Origin of the sequence: Acinetobacter baumannii (assembly GCF_009759685.1) — a bacterium.
In the GTDB taxonomy this organism is placed as follows: domain Bacteria; phylum Pseudomonadota; class Gammaproteobacteria; order Pseudomonadales; family Moraxellaceae; genus Acinetobacter; species Acinetobacter baumannii.
The window spans coordinates 1963977-1982489 of sequence record NZ_CP046654.1 but is presented as its reverse complement, the minus strand read 5'-3'; the positions used below and the strand labels follow the sequence as shown (position 1 = coordinate 1982489).

Sequence of the window (18513 nt, the reverse complement as noted above, 5' to 3'; positions counted from 1 at the left end):
ACCTTTCACCTTATTCATTACCCTACCAATAAACTTAGATGACTTTAATTGATAATGCTTTTTGTACTGCAGGGCGTGCGGTTAAGCGAACAATGTATTCTTGTACATACGGGTAATCCTCTAATTGAATCCCCTGCCATTCATAACGCAAAATCCAAGGTAGAATTGCCATATCAGCAATTGAGTATTCCCCTGCAACAAACTTCTGACCAATGAGCTGTTTATTCAACACACCATATAAACGCTTAGTCTCATTTACATAGCGGTCTATAGCATAGGGAATTTTCTCTGGCGCAAAGCGGTTAAAATGATGATTTTGTCCCAACATAGGACCTAAGCCACCCATTTGCCACATAAGCCATTGTTCCACTTCAACTCGCTCTTGCTCGTCTGTCGGGTAGAACAATCCAGTTTTTCGTCCTAAATACTGCAAGATCGCGCCTGATTCAAATACTGAAATTGGCTCACCACGTGGACCATCTTGGTCAACAATGGCAGGAATTTTATTATTCGGAGAAATTTTCAGGAAGTCTGGTTGAAATTGATCATTTTCTAAAATATTAATTGGGTAAAGGGTGTAATCCAGTCCCATTTCTTCTAAGGCAATTGTGATTTTATGTCCATTGGGTGTGCCCCAATAATATAGATCAATCATTCTATTTTCCTATTCATCGTTATCATGACTGCGTCTTGCGTTATATCATGTTTTGGGTAATACAATGATATTTCCAACACCAAAAAACACATAAAATTTGAGAATAACTTTGGATTAAAACGATATTAAACGTCAGTTTAAGAAAATAGAGCTAAAAGATGAGAGGCATAAAAAAGCACTGCTTTTGCAGTGCTTTTTTTGAGTGTTACTTTTTCTTTTTCGGTCCAAGTAACATACCCATTTGTCGACCTTCCATTTTCGGTGCTTGCTCTACAACCCCTAACTCAGCTACGTCTGCTTCAATTTTTTGCAATTGAGCTAAACCAAGTTGTTGGTGAGCCATTTCACGACCACGGAAACGTAAGGTGATCTTAACTTTGTTGCCTTCTTCAAGGAACTTCAGAATAGCACGAAGCTTAACTTGATAATCACCTACATCAGTTGCTGGGCGTAGTTTGATTTCCTTCACTTGCACTTGATGCTGTTTTTTCTTGGCATCTTTTTGCTTCTGTTTCAGGTCAAACAAGTGCTTGTTGTAATCCATGATTTTACAAACAGGCGGCTCAGCGTTTGCGACAATCTCAACAAGGTCAAGATCTGCATCCTCAGCAGCACGCAGTGCTTCATTTAATGAAACAATTCCTTTTTGCTCACCATCAGCACCGACAAGGCGTACTTCTTTTGCACGGATCTCATCATTAATTGCTGGACGGTTACTCTTTGCACCTTGTTGTTGGTTACGGTCAGGCTGTTTAATCTTTCTTACTCCACAATATACCGGCCACGTTCGGCGACGGCAGATTTCACTAAGTCAATGAAAGCATCCACTGACATAGTACCTAAATTTTTTCCTGAGCGAGTACGTACATTCACTGTACCTTCTTCAACTTCTCGATCACCAAGAACTAACAGGTAAGGAATGCGCTCTAGAGTACGCTCACGAATCTTAAATCCGATTTTTTCATTTCTCAAGTCAGAAATAGCACGAAGACCATTTTCCTTGAGTTTTGCCACAACTTGCTCACTTGCTTCAGCTTGAGAATCAGTGATATTCATGACACATGCTTGTACAGGTGATAGCCAAGGCGGCATAAAACCAGCGTAGTGTTCAATTAGTATACCAATAAAACGCTCAAAACTACCAAGAATTGCACGGTGCAACATGACAGGTTGATCACGCTCGTTTTCTTCAGTTACATAAGAAGCATCTAAACGAACTGGCAAGTTGAAGTCACACTGAATGGTACCACATTGCCATACACGACCAAGACAGTCTTTTAAAGAGAACTCAATCTTTGGACCATAGAATGCGCCTTCACCCGGCTGCAATTCCCATTCAAGACCAGCTGCATCTAAAGCATCTGCCAAAGATTTTTCAGCTAAATCCCAAAGTGCATCATCCCCTACACGCTTTTCTGGGCGAGTAGATAATTTCATTTGAACTTCTTCAAAGCCAAAGTCTTTATAAACATCTAAAGTGAGTTTAATAAAGTCTGCAACTTCTTTACCGATCTGTTCTTTAGTACAGAAGATATGCGCATCATCTTGAGTAAAACCACGAACACGCATAATACCGTGTAAAGAACCAGACGGCTCATTACGGTGACAAGAACCAAACTCAGCTAAACGAATTGGTAAATCACGGTAAGACTTTAATCCTTGGTTAAACACTTGAACGTGACAAGGACAGTTCATTGGTTTTACAGCATAGTTACGACTTTCAGAATGAGTCGTAAACATGTTTTCTGCATAGTTTGCCGCATGACCAGATTTCTCCCAAAGCGTAAAATCTACGATTTGCGGAGTTTTGATTTCTTGGTAACCATTGTCTTGCTGAACTTTACGCATGTACTGTTCTAGTACTTGATAAATAGTCCAGCCATTTGCATGCCAGAACACCATACCCGGTGCTTCTTCTTGCATATGGAACAAGTCTAACGCTTTACCAATTTTACGGTGATCACGCTTTTCAGCTTCTTCAATACGCTTGATGTAAGCTGCTAACTGTTTTTTATCAGCCCAAGCAGTACCATAGATACGTTGAAGCTGTTCATTCTTCGCATCACCACGCCAGTAAGCACCAGAGATTTTAGTAAGCTTGAATGATTTTAAGAATTTTGTGTTCGGTACGTGCGGACCACGACACATATCTACATATTCTTGGTGGTAGTACAAGCCCATTGCTTTTTCTTCAGGCATGTCTTCCACAAGACGTAATTTATATTCTTCGCCGCGGTCAGTGAATACTCTGATGACTTCATCACGCGGTGTCATTTTTTTGATAACGTCATAATCTTGATCGATGAGCTTTTTCATACGCTCTTCAATCGCAGCCATATCATCTAGTGTAAAAGGACGTGGCATCCAGATATCGTAATAGAAACCTTCTTCGATGACCGGACCAATCACCATTTTTGCTTCAGGAAAAAGCTGTTTTACTGCGTGCCCTACAAGGTGTGCACAAGAGTGGCGAATGATCTCAAGACCTTCTTCATCTTTTGGAGTGATAATTTGTAAGGTCGAGTCTTCGGTAATTAAGTCACATGCATCAACTAAGCGATCATTTACTCGTCCAGCAACGGTATTTTTTGCTAAACCAGGCCCAATACTTTGAGCGACTTCCATAACAGATACAGGGTGATCAAAACTCTTTTGATCGCCATTTGGCAATGTGATAATTGGCATAAAAAAATCCTTAAGGAGTGATGCCCTATACGAAGGAGCATTTCACCGCGAGATTATGATCGAGGCAAGCCTCAAAATATAAAAACGGTGTAAATCAAAATTAAAAAACCTGAAAGATTTTACACTTGTTCAAGCCAAGTGAAAACCTTTGTACTCATAAAATCATAAATACATTTTGCTTATACGGTAAACAGCAATAAATGACTTTAATAAGAACCTAGCTAAATTTTCAGAAATACATAAATAGGATAATTATTCATCAGAACTGATTTAAGATGTTGAAAATAGCATTTCTGCTCATTTTCTGACTGAGAGGTATTTCTCTTTAAGACTAAAGCATTAATGCTTTGATTACTATTAAGCCATATTTTCAAAGAATGAATTAAAAAATAGAACACGGAGTTGTTTCACATGGTTAGTGCCTATAACGAATTACCACGCACACCCGCAAACTTTGTTGCGTTATCCCCTCTGCGCTATTTAGAGCGCGCAGCTTATATCTATCCAGACCAAGCTTCTATTATTCACGGCAACCGTCAGATTTCATGGAAACAAACTTATCAGCGCTGTCGTCAATTTGCATCTCAGCTTCAACAATTAGGCATAGTTAAAAATGATACGGTTTCAGTTTTACTGCCAAATGTACCAGCAATGATTGAAGCACATTTTGCTGTACCAATGGCGGGTGCTGTTCTTAATACCCTAAATACCCGTTTAGACGCTAAAACCATCGCTTTTATGCTAGAGCATGCTGAAACTAAAGTGCTTTTAGTTGACCCCGAGTTTGTTAATTTAGCAAGAGAAGCTTTATCACTCATTCCTAACCAACATATTATTGTGATTGATGTTGCTGATGAAGAGTATGAAGGCGAAAACCAATTCCTTGGTTCTTTCGAATATGAGGAATGGTTAGCTCAAGGCGATGCCAATTTTGAATGGCAATTACCTGAAGATGAGTGGGATGCAATTAGTTTAAATTATACCTCTGGAACCACTGGAAATCCTAAAGGAGTGGTTTATCACCACCGAGGTGCTTATTTAAATGCGGCTAGTAATATTTTAGCTTGTGGCATGAAACCTCGAGCCGTTTATTTATGGACACTTCCTCTGTTTCATTGTAATGGTTGGTGCTTTGCATGGAGTATTACAGCAAGTGGCGGAACCAATATTTGTCTACGTAAAGTTGACCCAGAACTGGTGATGCAGCTTATTGCAAAACATAAGGTGGATTACTTCTGTGGTGCTCCAATCGTCCTATCTATGATTATTAATCTGCCTAAGGAAAAGCAGCCAAGCATAGAACATCATGTTGAAGTTATGGTAGCAGGTGCTGCTCCACCTGTCGCTGTCATTGAAGGTATGCGGAATATTGGGATTAATGTCAACCATGTGTATGGTTTAACCGAAACCTATGGACCATCTGCGCTTTGTGCTTCTCAAGCGGGATGGAGCGACCTCTCCATTACCGAGCAAGCGCAACTACACTCTCGTCAGGGTGTGCCTTATCCTTTACAAGATAGTATGCGGGTGTTAAATCCTGAAACGATGCAGCCAGTTCCAAATGACGGTGAAACCATGGGAGAAATTATGTTCCGTGGCAATATTGTCATGAAAGGATATTTAAAAAATCCAAAGGCAACTGAAGAAGCCTTTGCAGGTGGCTGGTTCCACACGGGTGACCTAGCTGTTTGTCACCCAGATGGTTATGCAAAAATTACTGATCGCTCTAAAGATATTATTATTTCAGGTGGAGAAAATATTTCATCTTTAGAAGTCGAAGACGTTTTATATAAACATCCAGCAGTTTTAACAGCCGCTGTTGTGGCAAAACCTGACGAACGTTGGCAAGAAGTACCATGTGCATTTATTGAATTAAAAACTGGGGCTAGTGTCACGCCTGAAGAAATTATTGAGCACTGTCAAAAAGAACTGGCGCGCTTTAAAGTTCCTAAAGATGTGGTGATTACTGAAATTCCAAAAACTTCAACAGGTAAATTGCAAAAATTCATCTTGCGTGAATGGGCAAAAGAACGTGCTTAACCCGAACCCTATAAAAATAAAAAGCGGCGTATCTAACGCCGCTTTTTATTTAAAACTGTATTAACCTTGATCTGACAATAGAGCAACCTGTTGTACATAGTTAATAAATTTCATTTTAGTTGCTTCAAGATCTGCTTCTGCAACTTGCTGGGTTTTATCACGATTAATTCTTAACACATGCTGGCGTAAAGTATGTCGCTCGGATGCATTATAGATTTTGCTAAATTCATTGATTGCAGGGTCGCCCTGCTCGATCATACGATCTACCCAACGCATGAGTTGAGCTTGTTTCTTCGCGCCTTGCTGAGGAGTTAAATAAGATAAAATGACTGTCTCATCTTCATTGCGCAAGAGTTTACCAACACGCTGAAACTGACGACGGCGCGCTTCGAATGAACTAATATTCTGAACTTCCAAAAGAGCATCAATTAAACGCTCATCAACAGGAAGTTTTTGAATTTGTTTGATAGAAAGTTGTGCTAACTGCTCACCTAAAGCAGCCATACGTTGAACTGCTTTTTTCTGTTCGGTTTTACTTGCACGTCCTTCTAAAGAATCAAAATCTTCTTCAGTATAACGCTTGGGACGACGTGCCACGATTAATCTGCCTCATAAAATTTTGCGGCGAATAACGCCTGTACTTCATTTAATGCCTGTTCTTCGTCAGTGCCATCAATGACTAAACGTAAAGTAGTCCCTTTACCTGCACCTAACATCAGTAACGACATAATATTCTTTGCATCTACTAAATGATCGCCCTTACCAATTTGAATTGACGAACGAAACTTTGTAGTGACCTCTATCAGTTTTCCTGATGCACGTGCATGTAAACCGAGTTTATTAATTACATCAACAGTTGTGTCTATCATGACCAGTGCTTCATTTCTCTGTGTAAGACCTGAACAGACCATTCTGCCTCAAGTGCTTGTTTTAGTCTATCTACCATATAAACTGAACGATGCTGGCCGCCTGTGCAACCTATTGAAATCGTCATATAGTGACGATGCCCTTCAGCAAATGCCGGCAGCCATTTTTTTAAGAAGTGGAGAATGTCCTCAAACATTTCATTTGCTTGTGGACTTGCTTCTAAAAATTGTTTAACTGGCTCGTCTAAACCAGAAAAGCGGCGTAATTCTAAATCCCAATGCGGATTTGGTAAATGCCGTACGTCAAAAACATAGTCGGCATCTAAAGGAATGCCATGTTTATAACCAAATGACTGCAATATAACAATCAGATTATCTGACTGCCCTAGTTTTGATAGCAAGATATGTTTTAAATCGTGAACACTTTTATCTGTAGTATCAATGTGAACAGTGGCACGAAACTGAATTGGAATCAGCAACTGCTTTTCTTCATGAATACACTGTAAAAGGCTTTTGAAACGATTTGCTAACGGATGTGGACGACGTGAAGCACTAAATCGTGCAATCAAATCTTGGTCTTGTGTCGTCAGATAAATCACATCAACCGTACCATGTTTCTGTAATTGCTCAAAAACATGGTCGAACTCTTGCATATCTGCCCGAGTACTTCGTACATCCACTCCTAAAGCAAGCTGCTCAAGATTATTTTCATGATCTAGCTTTGCCACAATTTCAGGCAGCAATGCCAAAGGTAAATTATCAATACAGTAGTAGCCCAAATCTTCTAATACTTGAAGAGCTGAAGATTTTCCTGAACCAGACTGTCCTGTCACGATAAGTATACGCTTCATGGCATGGCTGTCCTTTTATATATTATTGAGGTGTAAAGGCAACTTGTAGATTATCAATTAAACGCGTTCCACCTAATTTCGCCGCGACAAACAACACAATATCACGATCAAATTGAGAAGCAGCTAACAAATTAGGTTGGCGAGCCTCCACATAATCCACAACAAAACCATTGTCTGTCAACAGTGTTTTCAAATCTGCCAAGACTTGTTGTAAATCTTTACCTTGGTGTAATTGCTCTTCGGCTTGTTTTAAACCTTGATAAATGACTGGTGCAACCTGACGCTGTTCAGGAGTCAAGTAACCATTTCTTGAACTCAGTGCCAAACCGTCTTCTGCACGAACAATTGGTACGCCAATAACTTCTAACGGAATATTCAAATCCTGTACAAACTGGCGAATCACTGCTAATTGCTGGTAGTCTTTTTGACCAAAGAAAGCATAATTCGGTTGCACAATATTAAAGAGTTTGGTGACAACCAGTGCTACGCCATCAAAGTGCCCCGGACGTGAGCTTCCACATAAATCATCAGTAATTTGACTGACGCTAATGTTAGTTAAGCGAGGTTGTGTACCGTACATTTGTTCAACTGATGGTGCAAAAATAATGTCACAGCCAACATCTGCAAGTAGACGACTATCCTGCTCTAACGTACGCGGATAATTATCAAAATCTTCACCCGGACCAAACTGTGTTGGGTTCACGAAGATACTCACAACCACAACATCACATAACTTTTTCGCTTCACGAACAAGAGTGAGGTGGCCTTCATGTAGATTTCCCATCGTTGGGACAAAACCAATGATTTTACGTGCAGCTCTAGCAGGATTTAAAGAAGCAGCTAAGCCTTGTATAGTGGTTTCTGTTTTCATGAATTACAGCTCAACTTGGAAAGTGTGTTCTTTAGCTGGGAACGACTGATCTTGTACAGCAGCATGAAAAGCTTTAAAAGCATCTAAAATCGCTGTTTCACCAGATTGCTCTTTCATAAAGTTACGTACAAAACGCGCAACTCGACCAAACGTTAGTCCTAACATGTCTTGTACAACCAATACCTGACCATCAGTCGCATTACCTGCCCCAATACCGATCACAGGAGTATTTGGGAACAATTCGGCAATTTCTTGACCTAATTGTGCCGGAACGCATTCAAGTAATAAAACTGCCGCGCCCGCTTCAACCACCGCCGTACAATCGGCAATAAGCTGATCAGCTGCTTCACGCGTTCTAGCTTGTAACTTGTAGCCACCAAATACATGTACAGACTGAGGAGTTAAACCTAAATGTACACATACAGGCACACCATTACGTGTTAACACTTGGACAGTTTCACTTAGCCATGCACCACCTTCGATTTTGATCATTTGGGCACCAGCTTGCATAACTGTTTTCGCATTCTGCAAAGCATCGTTTAAAGTGGCATAACTCATAAATGGTAAGTCAGTCATAATTAAAGCATGCTGATTACCGCGACGGACTGCCGCTGTATGATAGGCCATGTCTTCAACAGTTACAGGTAAAGTTGAGTCACGCCCCTGAATTGCCATTCCAAGAGAATCACCAATTAAGATCGTATCAATTTCAGCAAGTTCCATTGCTTTTGCCATACTTGCATCGTAACAAGTTAGGCAAGAGAACTTACGTCCTTCGGCTTTAAATTTTCTTAAGTCACTTAGACTAATCATGATGGTATCCTCTACAGGAGTTTGCAGAACGTAATAAGTCCGGCTTTAAGCCCAAGACTCATCAGCAAGTACAGTCAGCGTTGGCTGCTGTATGAGTTCTAAATTTTTAAGTGGCTGATCATTAATATGTAGATCAGCATCTAAATCTAATAAAGGAATCACAACAAAATCTCGTTGTAATATCCCTACATGCGGCACCGTTAAGCGCTCATTTTGTATTTTTTCATTGCCATAAATCAGTAGATCAAGATCTAAAGTTCGCTCCCCCCAATGACGGAGTCTCACCCGCCCAGCTTCCTGCTCAAAACGCTGTAACTGATCAAGTAATTCAAGCGGAAGTAACTCGGTTTTTAGCTGAGCGACTGCATTTAGATAATTCGGCTGATCTTGGGGACCCATAGGGGGACTTTGGTAAAGTTTAGATACTTTCACTTCACCAAGAGATTTAAGTTTGGCTATCGCTTCAGACAGCATCTGGCGTGAGTCACCTAGGTTACTTCCTAAGCCAATATATGTGGTTACTGTCATTGTGTCGGCCCAAAAATAACTTGGCTCAAATCACGTTGTACCCGCTTGCGCTTTAAAATTGGATGATCACTCATCACATTCGTTTGTGCTGCGGAAGATTTTTCAATAAAACGGTCAATAGACTGCTCTTGTCGTGCACGCTCTTTTTTACCACGACGGCTTCGAGGCTCTGGAACATCAACCAAAGGCTCAATTTCCGTATCAACTTTATTGCTTTCAACAGGCTCAGCAGCAACCTTACGACGACTTTTCGCCTTCTGACGATTATATTGGCTAATCGCAGCTTCTTTTTCGTCGTTTGACATTTCTTGGTAAGCTTCCCACCAGCTTCCCATTCCCTGTGTTGTGTCATCACCTGACTTTTCACGAAGTAATAAGAAATCAAATCCAGCGCGGAAACGAGCATGGCTTGCCAATGCTTCAATTTGCTGTGGTTTTGGATTAAGCAAACGGGTTTGCATTTCCCAAACTTCACGAATAAAAGTTTCGGCAAAACGAGGAATAACTGTGCGTGTTGCTTGACGTTTTAAAACATCCAAACCTGCTTGAGCACGTGCTTCGGCCGGAACAACGCCTTTTGATAAATAAAAATCACAACGCTCTAAAAATGGCTGCCACAATAAAACCGCATAGAAAAATGCCGGATTAATCGTTTTACCCACCTGAATACGTTGATCAGTATTTTTTGCTGCACGTTGAATAAATGGAGTGAGATCCGGACGAATATCAGCAAAAAGCTGTTTCCACACGCCAAAGTCAATCAACATTGGTAATACGCGTGCCAAATGCCCCATTGTGAAAAGCTTTTGAGACTCATCATATAAACGGTGTGGTGAAACATCACGAAGTAATTGCGTCATCTCAACATCAAAAATGTCGAGAATTGCCGGATCAATTTTAAAGTTGAGTTTAGCTGCAAAACGTAATGTCCGAAGCATACGCACCGGATCTTCTTCAAAACGTTGCACAGGATCGCCCAATAAACGTAAAGTCTTACTTTTGACATCATCAATTGCTTTACAGAAATCGAGCACAATACCCTTACGCGGCTGGTAGTACAGAGTATTGATAGAAAAATCGCGTCGAGCAAAGTCCTGTTCGATGGTTCCCCAGTTGTTGTCACGTAAAATCATGCCCGAAGCACTGGTCACCGCTTTTTTAGGAGGAGCACGGAAAGTGGCAACTTCGATTAGCTCACGTCCTGAATAGACATGTGCCAATTCAAATCGACGGCCAATAATTCGGCATCGACGGCCAAAAACTTCTTTAATTTGAGAAGGTGTTGCATTGGTGACTGCATCGAAATCTTTAGGATTGAGTCCTAGCATTAAATCACGGACACCACCCCCAACAATATAAGCTTCATAGCCTGCTTTAGTCAGACTATCGATCACATCTAAAATCGAAGAAGGAAGTTGGGCTGTGGACAAACCACATTTTGACGCTCGCAAGGTTTGCAAAAGACGCTGTCTCCTACGTCAGGACGTAAATAACAAGTTGTCGCTAATCATAGCTCTAACACACACAAAGGGCAATTTGATTCTCTTAGATTGCGCAGGAAATGATAATTGACGAATAGAACTTTTATAAGGCTAAACGCGATTTATTTTTTTCAAAAATAGCTGGTCCAATTCCTTTAACGTTTTTAATTTCGTCAATATTTTTAAAGCTACCGTTCTTTTGCCTGTATTCTACAATCGCTTGAGCCTTTTTCTCACCTACACCTTTTAATTGCTGAAACTCATTTACATTCGCCTGATTCAAATGAATTTGCCCTGTAAAGTCATTAAAATTTTTAGTTTGAGAAATTTTAGAACCATTAGAATGAGAAGACTTAGTGATCTTTAACTTTTGGTCATACATCTGCTGTTTAGCCTTCCATTCTTGAAAGTTTTGATCAAAAGATTGAGCGTAAACTGAAGGTGAAACTACTCCCAAGCACAACATTATTAAAATAAAATACTTATTTTTCCAAAATCTCATGCTGTATTGCATGTGGTTTTTCCCCTGATTTTAATTGTCGTTTTGCCTGATTCCACAATTCATCCATTTCGGACAAGGTCATGTCTTCCAATGTTCTTTGCTGTTTTATGGCTTGCTCTTCAATAAAAGCAAAACGACTTCTAAATTTATGTATGGTTGATAAAAGTGAACTTTCACTTGAAATGCCAAGTTTACGTCCTACATTGACTAATGAAAACAGGCAGTCTCCAAATTCATCTTGAATTTCATCACTATTTTGATTTTTAAGCGCCTGTTTAAACTCATCTAATTCTTCTTCTAATTTTGTATAAGCATCTTCTACCGTTTCAAAATCGAACCCAACTTTTGCAACATTTTTTTGAATTTCCTGCGCTTGAGATAGTGCTGGTCCATGTTTAATTTCATCTAATCTTGATTGTGGTTTTCCTTGCTTTTCTTGTTGTTTAATTTGTTTCCATAACTCACTTACTTGTTCTGGTGTTAAGTTGTTAAATTGGTCTGCTTGAAAAACGTGCGGATGACGTCGTACTAATTTTTCGCTAATTGCCTCAACCACATCTTGAAAATTGAACGCCCCCTGCTCGCTAAACATTTGCGATTGAAATACCACTTGTAATAACAGATCACCCAATTCATTCCGAATTTCATTAATGTCACCTTGACGAATGGCAGCCTCGACTTCATATGCCTCTTCAATCGCATATTTAGTCAGTGACATTGGAGTTTGCTCTTGGTCCCACGGACATTTTTCACGTAGCTCTTGCATAATTTTAAGCAATTTATCCATGTAACCCTCAAGTTCAAAAAATTGGTCAGTAACTTTAAAATCTTAATTTGCTATGATCAAAATTAAAGCGGCAAATCATTCGTCATATTGTAACGATAAAGAGAAAAAAAGATGAAACATAGCATTCTGATTAGTGGCGCAGCTCAAGGTATTGGAGCAGAAATTGCACGGGTATTTTATCAGCGGGGTTATAAAGTCGGCATTTATGACATTAATGAATCGCTTGCTCAAAATTTAGCGCAGGAATTAGGGCCGAATGCATGCGCAGGGTATCTAGATGTCAGTGACTACAGCCAGTGGCAACATATATTAAAAGAATTTACCGACTGGGCTGGCGAGCTTAATATTTTGGTGAATAACGCAGGGATTTTATATTCCGGAGCCTTTGAAAATATCGATATCAAGTCACACCAAAGAACAATCAATATTAATGTAAACGGCGTAATCAATGGTTGCCATGCTGCACTCCCTTATTTAAAGCAAGCTTCTTTTGCACGAGTCATTAATCTCTCTTCAGCTTCTGCAATTTACGGGCAAGCTGACCTCATTTCTTATTCGGCCAGTAAATTTGCAGTGAGAGGAATTACCGAAGGTTTAGATGTGGAATGGAAAAAATACGGTATTCGTGTTTTAGATGTGATGCCTTTATTTGTACAAACCGCAATGGTCAACAATATGGATGCAGGTTCTATTCAAAACATGGGAGTCGATTTAACGCCTAATGATATTGCTCAACAGGTGCTTTCACTTGTAGAGAAAAAAGCTCATTTCTGGACACCTACTCACACTCCAGTTGGTATAAAAACCAAATTGCTTTATCAACTCTCAACAATAAGCCCCCAGTTTTTAAATCGTTTAACTAATATTTATCTATCAAGAAAGTAGCTTATAAAAAAGGCCGTCAATTGACGGCCTTTTTCTCAATTTAGTTAAACACCTTGAATCATGCGTCGTGCGCTAATAATCCCCGGTTGTTGCTCTAAACGAGCTAACAAACGTGAAAGCTGAGCCAAGCCTTTCACCTCAATGAGCAACTTCATATTAGCAATACCATCTGCCTCAGAAATTGTGTTCACCTGACGGATATTAATCTGGTCAGAAAAAATCACTTGAGTTAAGTCTTTGAGTAAGCCACGACGATCATAAGCCTCAACTACAATTTGAACACTTTGACCACGAGTTGGCTGCATTTCCCAATCGGCTTCAACAGCACGTTCTGGCTCTTGCTTGATCATACGTTGATAATCAGAACATAAGACTTTATGAATACTTACCCCACGGTTCAACGTGATATAACCGGCAATTGATTCACCATGAACTGGTTGGCAACACTGCGCAATATGTAGCTCAACATTGTCTAAACCATCAATTAAGATGCCATGCGCAGACAGAGTATGACTAGCACGTGGGTTTAATGTTGGTTTAAGTACCAGTTCAGGTTCATCCTGATCCAGATGCATTTGACGATTAATCTGATTAATCAGAGCATGCAAACTAATATCGCCGCTGACCAGACTAACCAAAATATCATCCCCTGTTTTCACATTAAAATGTGACGAGTAATCGTTGAGATCGATACTCTTAGGGTGAATCGCCAATCGAGACAATTCTTTGTTTAGTAACTCACGGCCAACTTCAAGGTTCTTACTACGGTCTTGCTGTCTGAACCAATGACGTAATTTGTCACGGGCACGAGCTGTCTTGATATAACCTAAAGAGTTCACCAACCAGTCACGGTTAGGCTCACGATCCTTCTTGGTTAAAATCTCAACCTGCTCACCTGTTTTTAACGTATAGGTTAATGGTACATAGCGCTGGTTAACACGTGCTGCATAACACTTGTTTCCTACCTCTGTATGCACATGATAAGCAAAGTCTAAAACTGTTGAGCCACGTGGTAGCTCTTTAATATCACCATCACGACTAAAGACATAAATCTTTTCAAAACCTTCAAAGTCTTGAAGCTGATCAAAACCTTCCGTCTCATCTTCATTTTGATGTACTGTTGTTTCATTACGTTCTTGGTAATGTTCCAAAACAGCACGAAGCGAATGCAAACGGTGGTTAAAAGAGTGGTCGGTATTCTTTGAACCTTCTTTATAGTTAAAGTGCGAACATACCCCTAACTCTGCTTCGTCATGCATCTCATGAGTACGGATTTGTACCTCTAAGGATTTATTCTCAGCAATAACAGCAGTATGTAATGAGCGATAACCATTGGCTTTCGGGTTAGTAATATAGTCATCGAACTGATGTGGGATATGACGCCAAATCTGATGAACAATACCTAATGAGTGATAACACTCAGGTACGCTATTCACCAATACACGTAAAGCACGAATATCATAAAGCTGATCGAAACTTAGGTTTTTGCTTTTCATCTTTCGATAAATCGAATAAATGTGTTTTGCTCGACCTGTAATTTCAGCTTCAATACCATGCGCCGCCAATTCACTTTTTAAACGGTCTATCACGAACTGGATATAATGTTCACGCTCAAGACGTTTTTCATTGAGTAATGAAGCAATCTCTTTATAACGGTCTGGCGCCAAATAACGAAACGCTAAGTCTTCAAGTTCCCACTTCAGCTGTGCAATACCAAGGCGATGCGCTAATGGTGAATAAATAGTTAAAATTTCACGCGCCACACGCTCTTGACGTTCACGTGATGAGTTTGCCAACTCACGTAAAGAGTAAGTACGTTCAGCTAACTTAATTAAAACGACACGAACATCTTCGGTCACTGAAATCAGCATTTTATAAATGCCGCTTAAATGTTCCCGTTGGTTGTTATTAAAATGGTCTTCTAGTCGTTTATTTTTTTCAATAAGCTCTGAAAGCTTACCCATTGCCAAAGTACCTTTGACAAGGTTATAAACTTGCTCACCAAACTTTCGCTTTACTTCTTCTATATCAGTAATGTCCTCACGAACACTACGATAAAGCATTGCAGCAGATAAAGTATCTTCATCTACATGTAAATGCGCCAGAATATCAGCCATTCCAACACCAGTAGCAAATGTATTGGAACGATGATTAACCGTTGAATCTAACTCTTTTTGTAGGGTTAAATGCGCAACCTCTTCGAGTTGTTTAAGCTCTGCCCCATCTAATATTTCACGAACCCGATCCAACCATGAGGCTAAACCGACTTGTGTTTCGGCGGCATGCTCTACAGTCGTTTCCTCTGACAACTCAGTTAGTTGTTCAGGTAACTGTTCACGTACTGTGACCATACCATTCTCCTGGATATGTAACTCATGTTTTTAATCGTTTATCTCTTGAATTTTCTCAAATAAAGCAATCGATTCAACATGTTCTGTGTGCGTAAACATGTCCATAACCGCTGCTTTTTTTAACTGGTAACCATGTTGAACCAAAACACCTGCATCCCTTGCTAATGTTGCTGGATTACATGATACATAAACGATTCTTTTTGCTCCAAAGTTCGGCACATACTGCATAATTTCATATGCACCAGCACGAGGAGGATCAATCAATAATGCATCAAATCCTTGATTTGCCCAAGAATGATGCGAAAAATCTTTTGTTAAATCTTGTGAAAAGAAGCTTGCCTGCACCAGATTATTACGCTTTGCATTATCTGTTGCCCGCTGCACCATTTCTTCACTTGCTTCCACACCAACAACCACACCCTTTGCACCAACACATCGTGCAAGTGGAAGCGAAAAATTACCTAACCCACAAAACAGATCCAGTACTCTTTCACCCTGTTGCAATTGAAGCAATTCACATGCCAATTGCACCATTTGTTCATTTACTGTGGCATTGACCTGCGTAAAATCCAATGGCGAAAAAGCAAAATTTACATCAAATGCATTTAAAGCATAATGTAATCGCATAGGTCCTTGTTCTTCATCAATACGACGAAGACTTTCGGGTCCTTTAGGTTGCAAATACAACTGCCAGCCTTTGTGTAACGCAAATTGTCTTAATTGGTTGACATCAGCATTGTTTAGTTTTTCGATATGACGAACTAATAAAGATGTTTCATGATCACCTTTTGCTAATTCTACATGACCAATATGCGCTTTGCCTTTTAGACTTTGGAGTAAATTACGCAATTCCGGCAGACTATCTGATAACTTTTTATCCAAAACGCTACAAGTATGGATAGATGTTAAACGATTACTATGATGCTCACGGAAACCTAGAATCAAACGGTCCTGTTTTGGCAAATAGCGCACACCTATTCGAGCACGACGGCGATAATCACTTTGCAAAGAACGAATTGGCTCTAACCATTGTTCAGGCTGAATACCAGCAAAGTGTTGCAAGTGTGACTGAAGGACATTTTGCTTTAAACGGATCTGCTCATCAGGGTGGATGTGCTGCATGCTACATCCCCCGCAAATACCATAATGAGGACAAACCGCCTCTACACGATTTGCTGAAGGTTCTGCTAAAAGCGCTACCATTTCAGCTTCTTCAAGCCGCTTAGCCTCATGCGTAATTTGGGCTTTTACTGTTTCTCCAGGCAACGCATAACGAATAAACACTTTTTTACCATGCTTATCTGCCGGATGGTCTGGATGAGAACCATAATGCGCAATTCCCCGCCCCTCATGAGAAAGAGTTTCAACCTGAAAAATATGTTCGGGTTGTTGAGGTTTACGAGATTTGGCTTGCTGTTTCAAAGAATGAACCTAAAAATTTAAAGGATTAAAATAGTGGGACGTAAATTCGGTATGCTTCGATGTACGTTGCCACACCTCAAGAAAATCGGCTTGCTGAGGCATAGTCTGTAAATACTCAATACTCGAACTAATCCAGTGGTTATGCTCATCTACATTCATTTGGCCTTTGAGCAATAGCCAACGCAAATAAATAAACCATGTATTGAGCACATCACCTTCACAATAACTGGTTAACTTTAACCATTGTTCTGTACGTACATATTCAGGCACATGATAACCCGACTCACCACGTTTACCTGGTAAACCTAAAATACAGGCTACATCATCGAGTTTCTGGAAATTACGGCCATTAAACATTGCCATAACATCCATTAAATCAATATGACGGTGGTGATAACGGTTTTGGTAATTATTAAAACGCTTCTGACTATCAAGCTCGCCTTGATCAAATAACCCGGGTGCCGAAAGACCATGATACATGGCACGGAACAAAATGACGGGCAAATCAAATTGCGAACCATTCCAGCTCACTAAAGTTGGATGACGCTTATCAAAAATGGATAAAAATTTCTGTAAAATTTCAGCTTCCGAATAGTGTTCCCGACTAAAAGAAAATAATCTGAAACCTGATTCATCAATCCACAAACCAGAAATACAAACGATTTCATGTAAAGGCAAACGCTGAAAATCCATGCCGGATTCTTGGCGACGGATTTTTGTGAGTGCCTGCTCAACATCTGCCTCTGGCAAATCAAGATGATATAAATGCGCTCCCGCTTTTAAATCAGTTAAAGTTTCAATATCAAAAACTAAAGTAGGAAAACGCATTTTTTCTCTCAATTATGAGTCATCAGTCCTGTACTGAGAACAGACCTGTAGACAAGTAGCGATCACCACGGTCACAGATAATGCAAACAATCACAGCATCCGGATTTTCTTCTGCAATTTTTACTGAAGCCCATACCGCCCCGCCAGAAGATGTACCTGCACTAATTCCTTCCTCACGTGCTAAACGGCGAGCCGTTTTTTCCGCTTCAATTTGCGGAATATCCATAATTTGATCAACACGCTTTGGTTCGAAAATTGTAGGTAAATATTCCTGTGGCCAACGGCGAATACCGGCAATATTTGAACCTTCAGAAGGTTGTAAACCAATAATTTGAATATCTGGATTTTGTTCTTTTAAATACTTAGAAACACCCATAATGGTACCGGTTGTACCCATTGAACTTACAAAATGGGTAATCTTTCCACCTGTTTGTTTCCAAATTTCAGGGCCAGTCGTAAGGTAATGAGCTTCCACATTATCTGGATTGCCAAACTGATTGAGGACCAAACCTAAACCTTCAGCTTGCATTTGCAAAGCCATATCTCGTGCAGCTTCCATATTCGGCGCTTCAATCAATTCTGCGCCATAAGCACGCATGGCGTCCTTACGCTCCTGACTTGAATTCCCAGGCATAATCAGTTTCATTTTATAGCCGCGCATCGCCGCAACCATAGCTAAAGCAATACCTGTATTACCACTGGTAGCTTCAACCAATGTATCACCTGGTTTAATTTGACCACGCTTTTCAGCCTGCATAATCATGTTATATGCAGGACGATCTTTTACAGAACCTGCTGGATTATTACCTTCCAATTTTGCTAAAACCGTTGCCTGCGTATGACAAGCCAAGCGCTGCAAACGGACCAGAGGTGTTTTACCTACATAGTGATCTAACAAAAATTCGTCGGCTAAAAAATCAGGTTGTGTATTACTCATGATCAACACCT

18 protein-coding genes are annotated in these 18513 nt (G+C 40.1%); 2 read left to right on the top strand and 16 right to left on the bottom strand.

Features of this window, described 5'->3' with window-relative positions; all coding sequences use genetic code 11:
• Positions 1 to 34 precede the first annotated feature (34 nt).
• From GO593_RS09395 to thrS, 3 genes are all read right to left on the bottom strand, one after another.
• Positions 35 to 655, bottom strand: coding sequence for a glutathione S-transferase N-terminal domain-containing protein (locus GO593_RS09395; RefSeq protein ID WP_000566575.1), 621 nt, complete (start codon positions 653 to 655; stop codon positions 35 to 37).
• Between the two features lie 205 nt (positions 656 to 860).
• The gene (gene infC, locus GO593_RS09390; RefSeq protein WP_012297364.1) at positions 861 to 1412 is read right to left on the bottom strand and encodes a translation initiation factor IF-3; all 552 of its coding nucleotides are present in this window, start codon (positions 1410 to 1412) and stop codon (positions 861 to 863) included.
• Positions 1413 to 1417: 5 nt separating this feature from the next.
• A complete protein-coding gene (gene thrS / locus GO593_RS09385) occupies positions 1418 to 3340 on the bottom strand; it encodes a threonine--tRNA ligase (protein ID WP_001121795.1) in 1923 nt (640 codons plus the stop codon).
• A 411-nt stretch (positions 3341 to 3751) separates the two neighbouring features.
• Here thrS and GO593_RS09380 point away from each other — a divergent pair, with 411 nt between their 5' ends.
• Complete coding sequence (locus GO593_RS09380) at positions 3752 to 5380, top strand: acyl-CoA synthetase (protein ID WP_000253055.1); 1629 nt, start codon at positions 3752 to 3754, stop codon at positions 5378 to 5380.
• 60 nt (positions 5381 to 5440) lie between these two features.
• Here GO593_RS09380 and yjgA read toward each other — a convergent pair whose 3' ends face one another.
• The 9 genes from yjgA to mazG all read right to left on the bottom strand — a co-directional run bounded on the left by yjgA (position 5441) and on the right by mazG (position 12079).
• Positions 5441 to 5977, bottom strand: coding sequence for a ribosome biogenesis factor YjgA (yjgA, locus tag GO593_RS09375; protein ID WP_000124014.1), 537 nt, complete (start codon positions 5975 to 5977; stop codon positions 5441 to 5443).
• Positions 5978 to 5979: 2 nt separating this feature from the next.
• Positions 5980 to 6249, bottom strand: coding sequence for an HPr family phosphocarrier protein (locus GO593_RS09370; protein WP_000567533.1), 270 nt, complete (start codon positions 6247 to 6249; stop codon positions 5980 to 5982).
• Positions 6246 to 7097, bottom strand: a complete 852-nt coding sequence (gene rapZ / locus GO593_RS09365) for an RNase adapter RapZ (protein WP_000821671.1) — start codon at positions 7095 to 7097, stop codon at positions 6246 to 6248. The genes GO593_RS09370 and rapZ overlap by 4 nt, the downstream gene beginning before the upstream one ends.
• A 22-nt stretch (positions 7098 to 7119) precedes the next feature.
• Entirely contained in the window at positions 7120 to 7968 is an 849-nt protein-coding gene (panC, locus tag GO593_RS09360) for a pantoate--beta-alanine ligase (protein ID WP_000846362.1), read from the bottom strand.
• Between the two features lie 3 nt (positions 7969 to 7971).
• Positions 7972 to 8781: a 3-methyl-2-oxobutanoate hydroxymethyltransferase gene (gene panB, locus GO593_RS09355; protein ID WP_000624763.1), complete on the bottom strand. Its 810-nt coding sequence runs from the start codon at positions 8779 to 8781 to the stop codon at positions 7972 to 7974.
• A 45-nt stretch (positions 8782 to 8826) separates the two neighbouring features.
• The gene (gene folK / locus GO593_RS09350) at positions 8827 to 9309 is read right to left on the bottom strand and encodes a 2-amino-4-hydroxy-6-hydroxymethyldihydropteridine diphosphokinase (RefSeq protein ID WP_000219224.1); all 483 of its coding nucleotides are present in this window, start codon (positions 9307 to 9309) and stop codon (positions 8827 to 8829) included.
• Positions 9306 to 10769: a polynucleotide adenylyltransferase PcnB gene (gene pcnB, locus GO593_RS09345; RefSeq protein ID WP_001194201.1), complete on the bottom strand. Its 1464-nt coding sequence runs from the start codon at positions 10767 to 10769 to the stop codon at positions 9306 to 9308. Before pcnB ends, folK begins: the two co-directional genes overlap by 4 nt.
• A gap of 124 nt (positions 10770 to 10893) precedes the next feature.
• Positions 10894 to 11304: a ComEA family DNA-binding protein gene (locus GO593_RS09340; protein ID WP_001200144.1), complete on the bottom strand. Its 411-nt coding sequence runs from the start codon at positions 11302 to 11304 to the stop codon at positions 10894 to 10896.
• A complete protein-coding gene (mazG, locus tag GO593_RS09335) occupies positions 11273 to 12079 on the bottom strand; it encodes a nucleoside triphosphate pyrophosphohydrolase (RefSeq protein WP_000359488.1) in 807 nt (268 codons plus the stop codon). Before mazG ends, GO593_RS09340 begins: the two co-directional genes overlap by 32 nt.
• 111 nt (positions 12080 to 12190) lie before the next feature.
• Here mazG and GO593_RS09330 point away from each other — a divergent pair, with 111 nt between their 5' ends.
• Positions 12191 to 12964: an SDR family oxidoreductase gene (locus GO593_RS09330; RefSeq protein ID WP_000682841.1), complete on the top strand. Its 774-nt coding sequence runs from the start codon at positions 12191 to 12193 to the stop codon at positions 12962 to 12964.
• Between the two features lie 44 nt (positions 12965 to 13008).
• On the opposite strand, the gene GO593_RS09325 is transcribed toward GO593_RS09330, so the two are convergent.
• The 4 genes from GO593_RS09325 to cysM are packed head-to-tail and all read right to left on the bottom strand — an operon-like array spanning position 13009 to position 18502.
• On the bottom strand, positions 13009 to 15315 hold the full coding sequence (locus tag GO593_RS09325; RefSeq protein WP_000259109.1) for a RelA/SpoT family protein: 2307 nt from the start codon (positions 15313 to 15315) through the stop codon (positions 13009 to 13011).
• A gap of 30 nt (positions 15316 to 15345) precedes the next feature.
• Positions 15346 to 16737, bottom strand: a complete 1392-nt coding sequence (rlmD, locus tag GO593_RS09320; RefSeq protein WP_000813057.1) for a 23S rRNA (uracil(1939)-C(5))-methyltransferase RlmD — start codon at positions 16735 to 16737, stop codon at positions 15346 to 15348.
• Positions 16738 to 16746: 9 nt separating this feature from the next.
• Positions 16747 to 17565 (bottom strand): 3'-5' exonuclease, encoded by an 819-nt coding sequence (locus tag GO593_RS09315; RefSeq protein WP_001212165.1) that lies wholly within the window; start codon positions 17563 to 17565, stop codon positions 16747 to 16749.
• A 22-nt stretch (positions 17566 to 17587) separates the two neighbouring features.
• Positions 17588 to 18502, bottom strand: a complete 915-nt coding sequence (cysM, locus tag GO593_RS09310) for a cysteine synthase CysM (protein WP_000072604.1) — start codon at positions 18500 to 18502, stop codon at positions 17588 to 17590.
• Positions 18503 to 18513: the final 11 nt, after the last annotated feature.

What these genes read in the sequence shown, in the direction of transcription:
- GO593_RS09395 (WP_000566575.1), bottom strand. Translation starts at nt 655, where the DNA reads ATGATTGATCTATATTATTGGGGCACACCCAATGGACATAAAATCACA.
- thrS (WP_001121795.1), bottom strand. Translation starts at nt 3,340, where the DNA reads ATGCCAATTATCACATTGCCAAATGGCGATCAAAAGAGTTTTGATCAC.
- GO593_RS09380 (WP_000253055.1), top strand. Translation starts at nt 3,752, where the DNA reads ATGGTTAGTGCCTATAACGAATTACCACGCACACCCGCAAACTTTGTT.
- GO593_RS09370 (WP_000567533.1), bottom strand. Translation starts at nt 6,249, where the DNA reads ATGATAGACACAACTGTTGATGTAATTAATAAACTCGGTTTACATGCA.
- rapZ (WP_000821671.1), bottom strand. Translation starts at nt 7,097, where the DNA reads ATGAAGCGTATACTTATCGTGACAGGACAGTCTGGTTCAGGAAAATCT.
- panC (WP_000846362.1), bottom strand. Translation starts at nt 7,968, where the DNA reads ATGAAAACAGAAACCACTATACAAGGCTTAGCTGCTTCTTTAAATCCT.
- panB (WP_000624763.1), bottom strand. Translation starts at nt 8,781, where the DNA reads ATGATTAGTCTAAGTGACTTAAGAAAATTTAAAGCCGAAGGACGTAAG.
- folK (WP_000219224.1), bottom strand. Translation starts at nt 9,309, where the DNA reads ATGACAGTAACCACATATATTGGCTTAGGAAGTAACCTAGGTGACTCA.
- GO593_RS09340 (WP_001200144.1), bottom strand. Translation starts at nt 11,304, where the DNA reads ATGCAATACAGCATGAGATTTTGGAAAAATAAGTATTTTATTTTAATA.
- mazG (WP_000359488.1), bottom strand. Translation starts at nt 12,079, where the DNA reads ATGGATAAATTGCTTAAAATTATGCAAGAGCTACGTGAAAAATGTCCG.
- GO593_RS09330 (WP_000682841.1), top strand. Translation starts at nt 12,191, where the DNA reads ATGAAACATAGCATTCTGATTAGTGGCGCAGCTCAAGGTATTGGAGCA.
- GO593_RS09325 (WP_000259109.1), bottom strand. Translation starts at nt 15,315, where the DNA reads ATGGTCACAGTACGTGAACAGTTACCTGAACAACTAACTGAGTTGTCA.
- GO593_RS09315 (WP_001212165.1), bottom strand. Translation starts at nt 17,565, where the DNA reads ATGCGTTTTCCTACTTTAGTTTTTGATATTGAAACTTTAACTGATTTA.
- cysM (WP_000072604.1), bottom strand. Translation starts at nt 18,502, where the DNA reads ATGAGTAATACACAACCTGATTTTTTAGCCGACGAATTTTTGTTAGAT.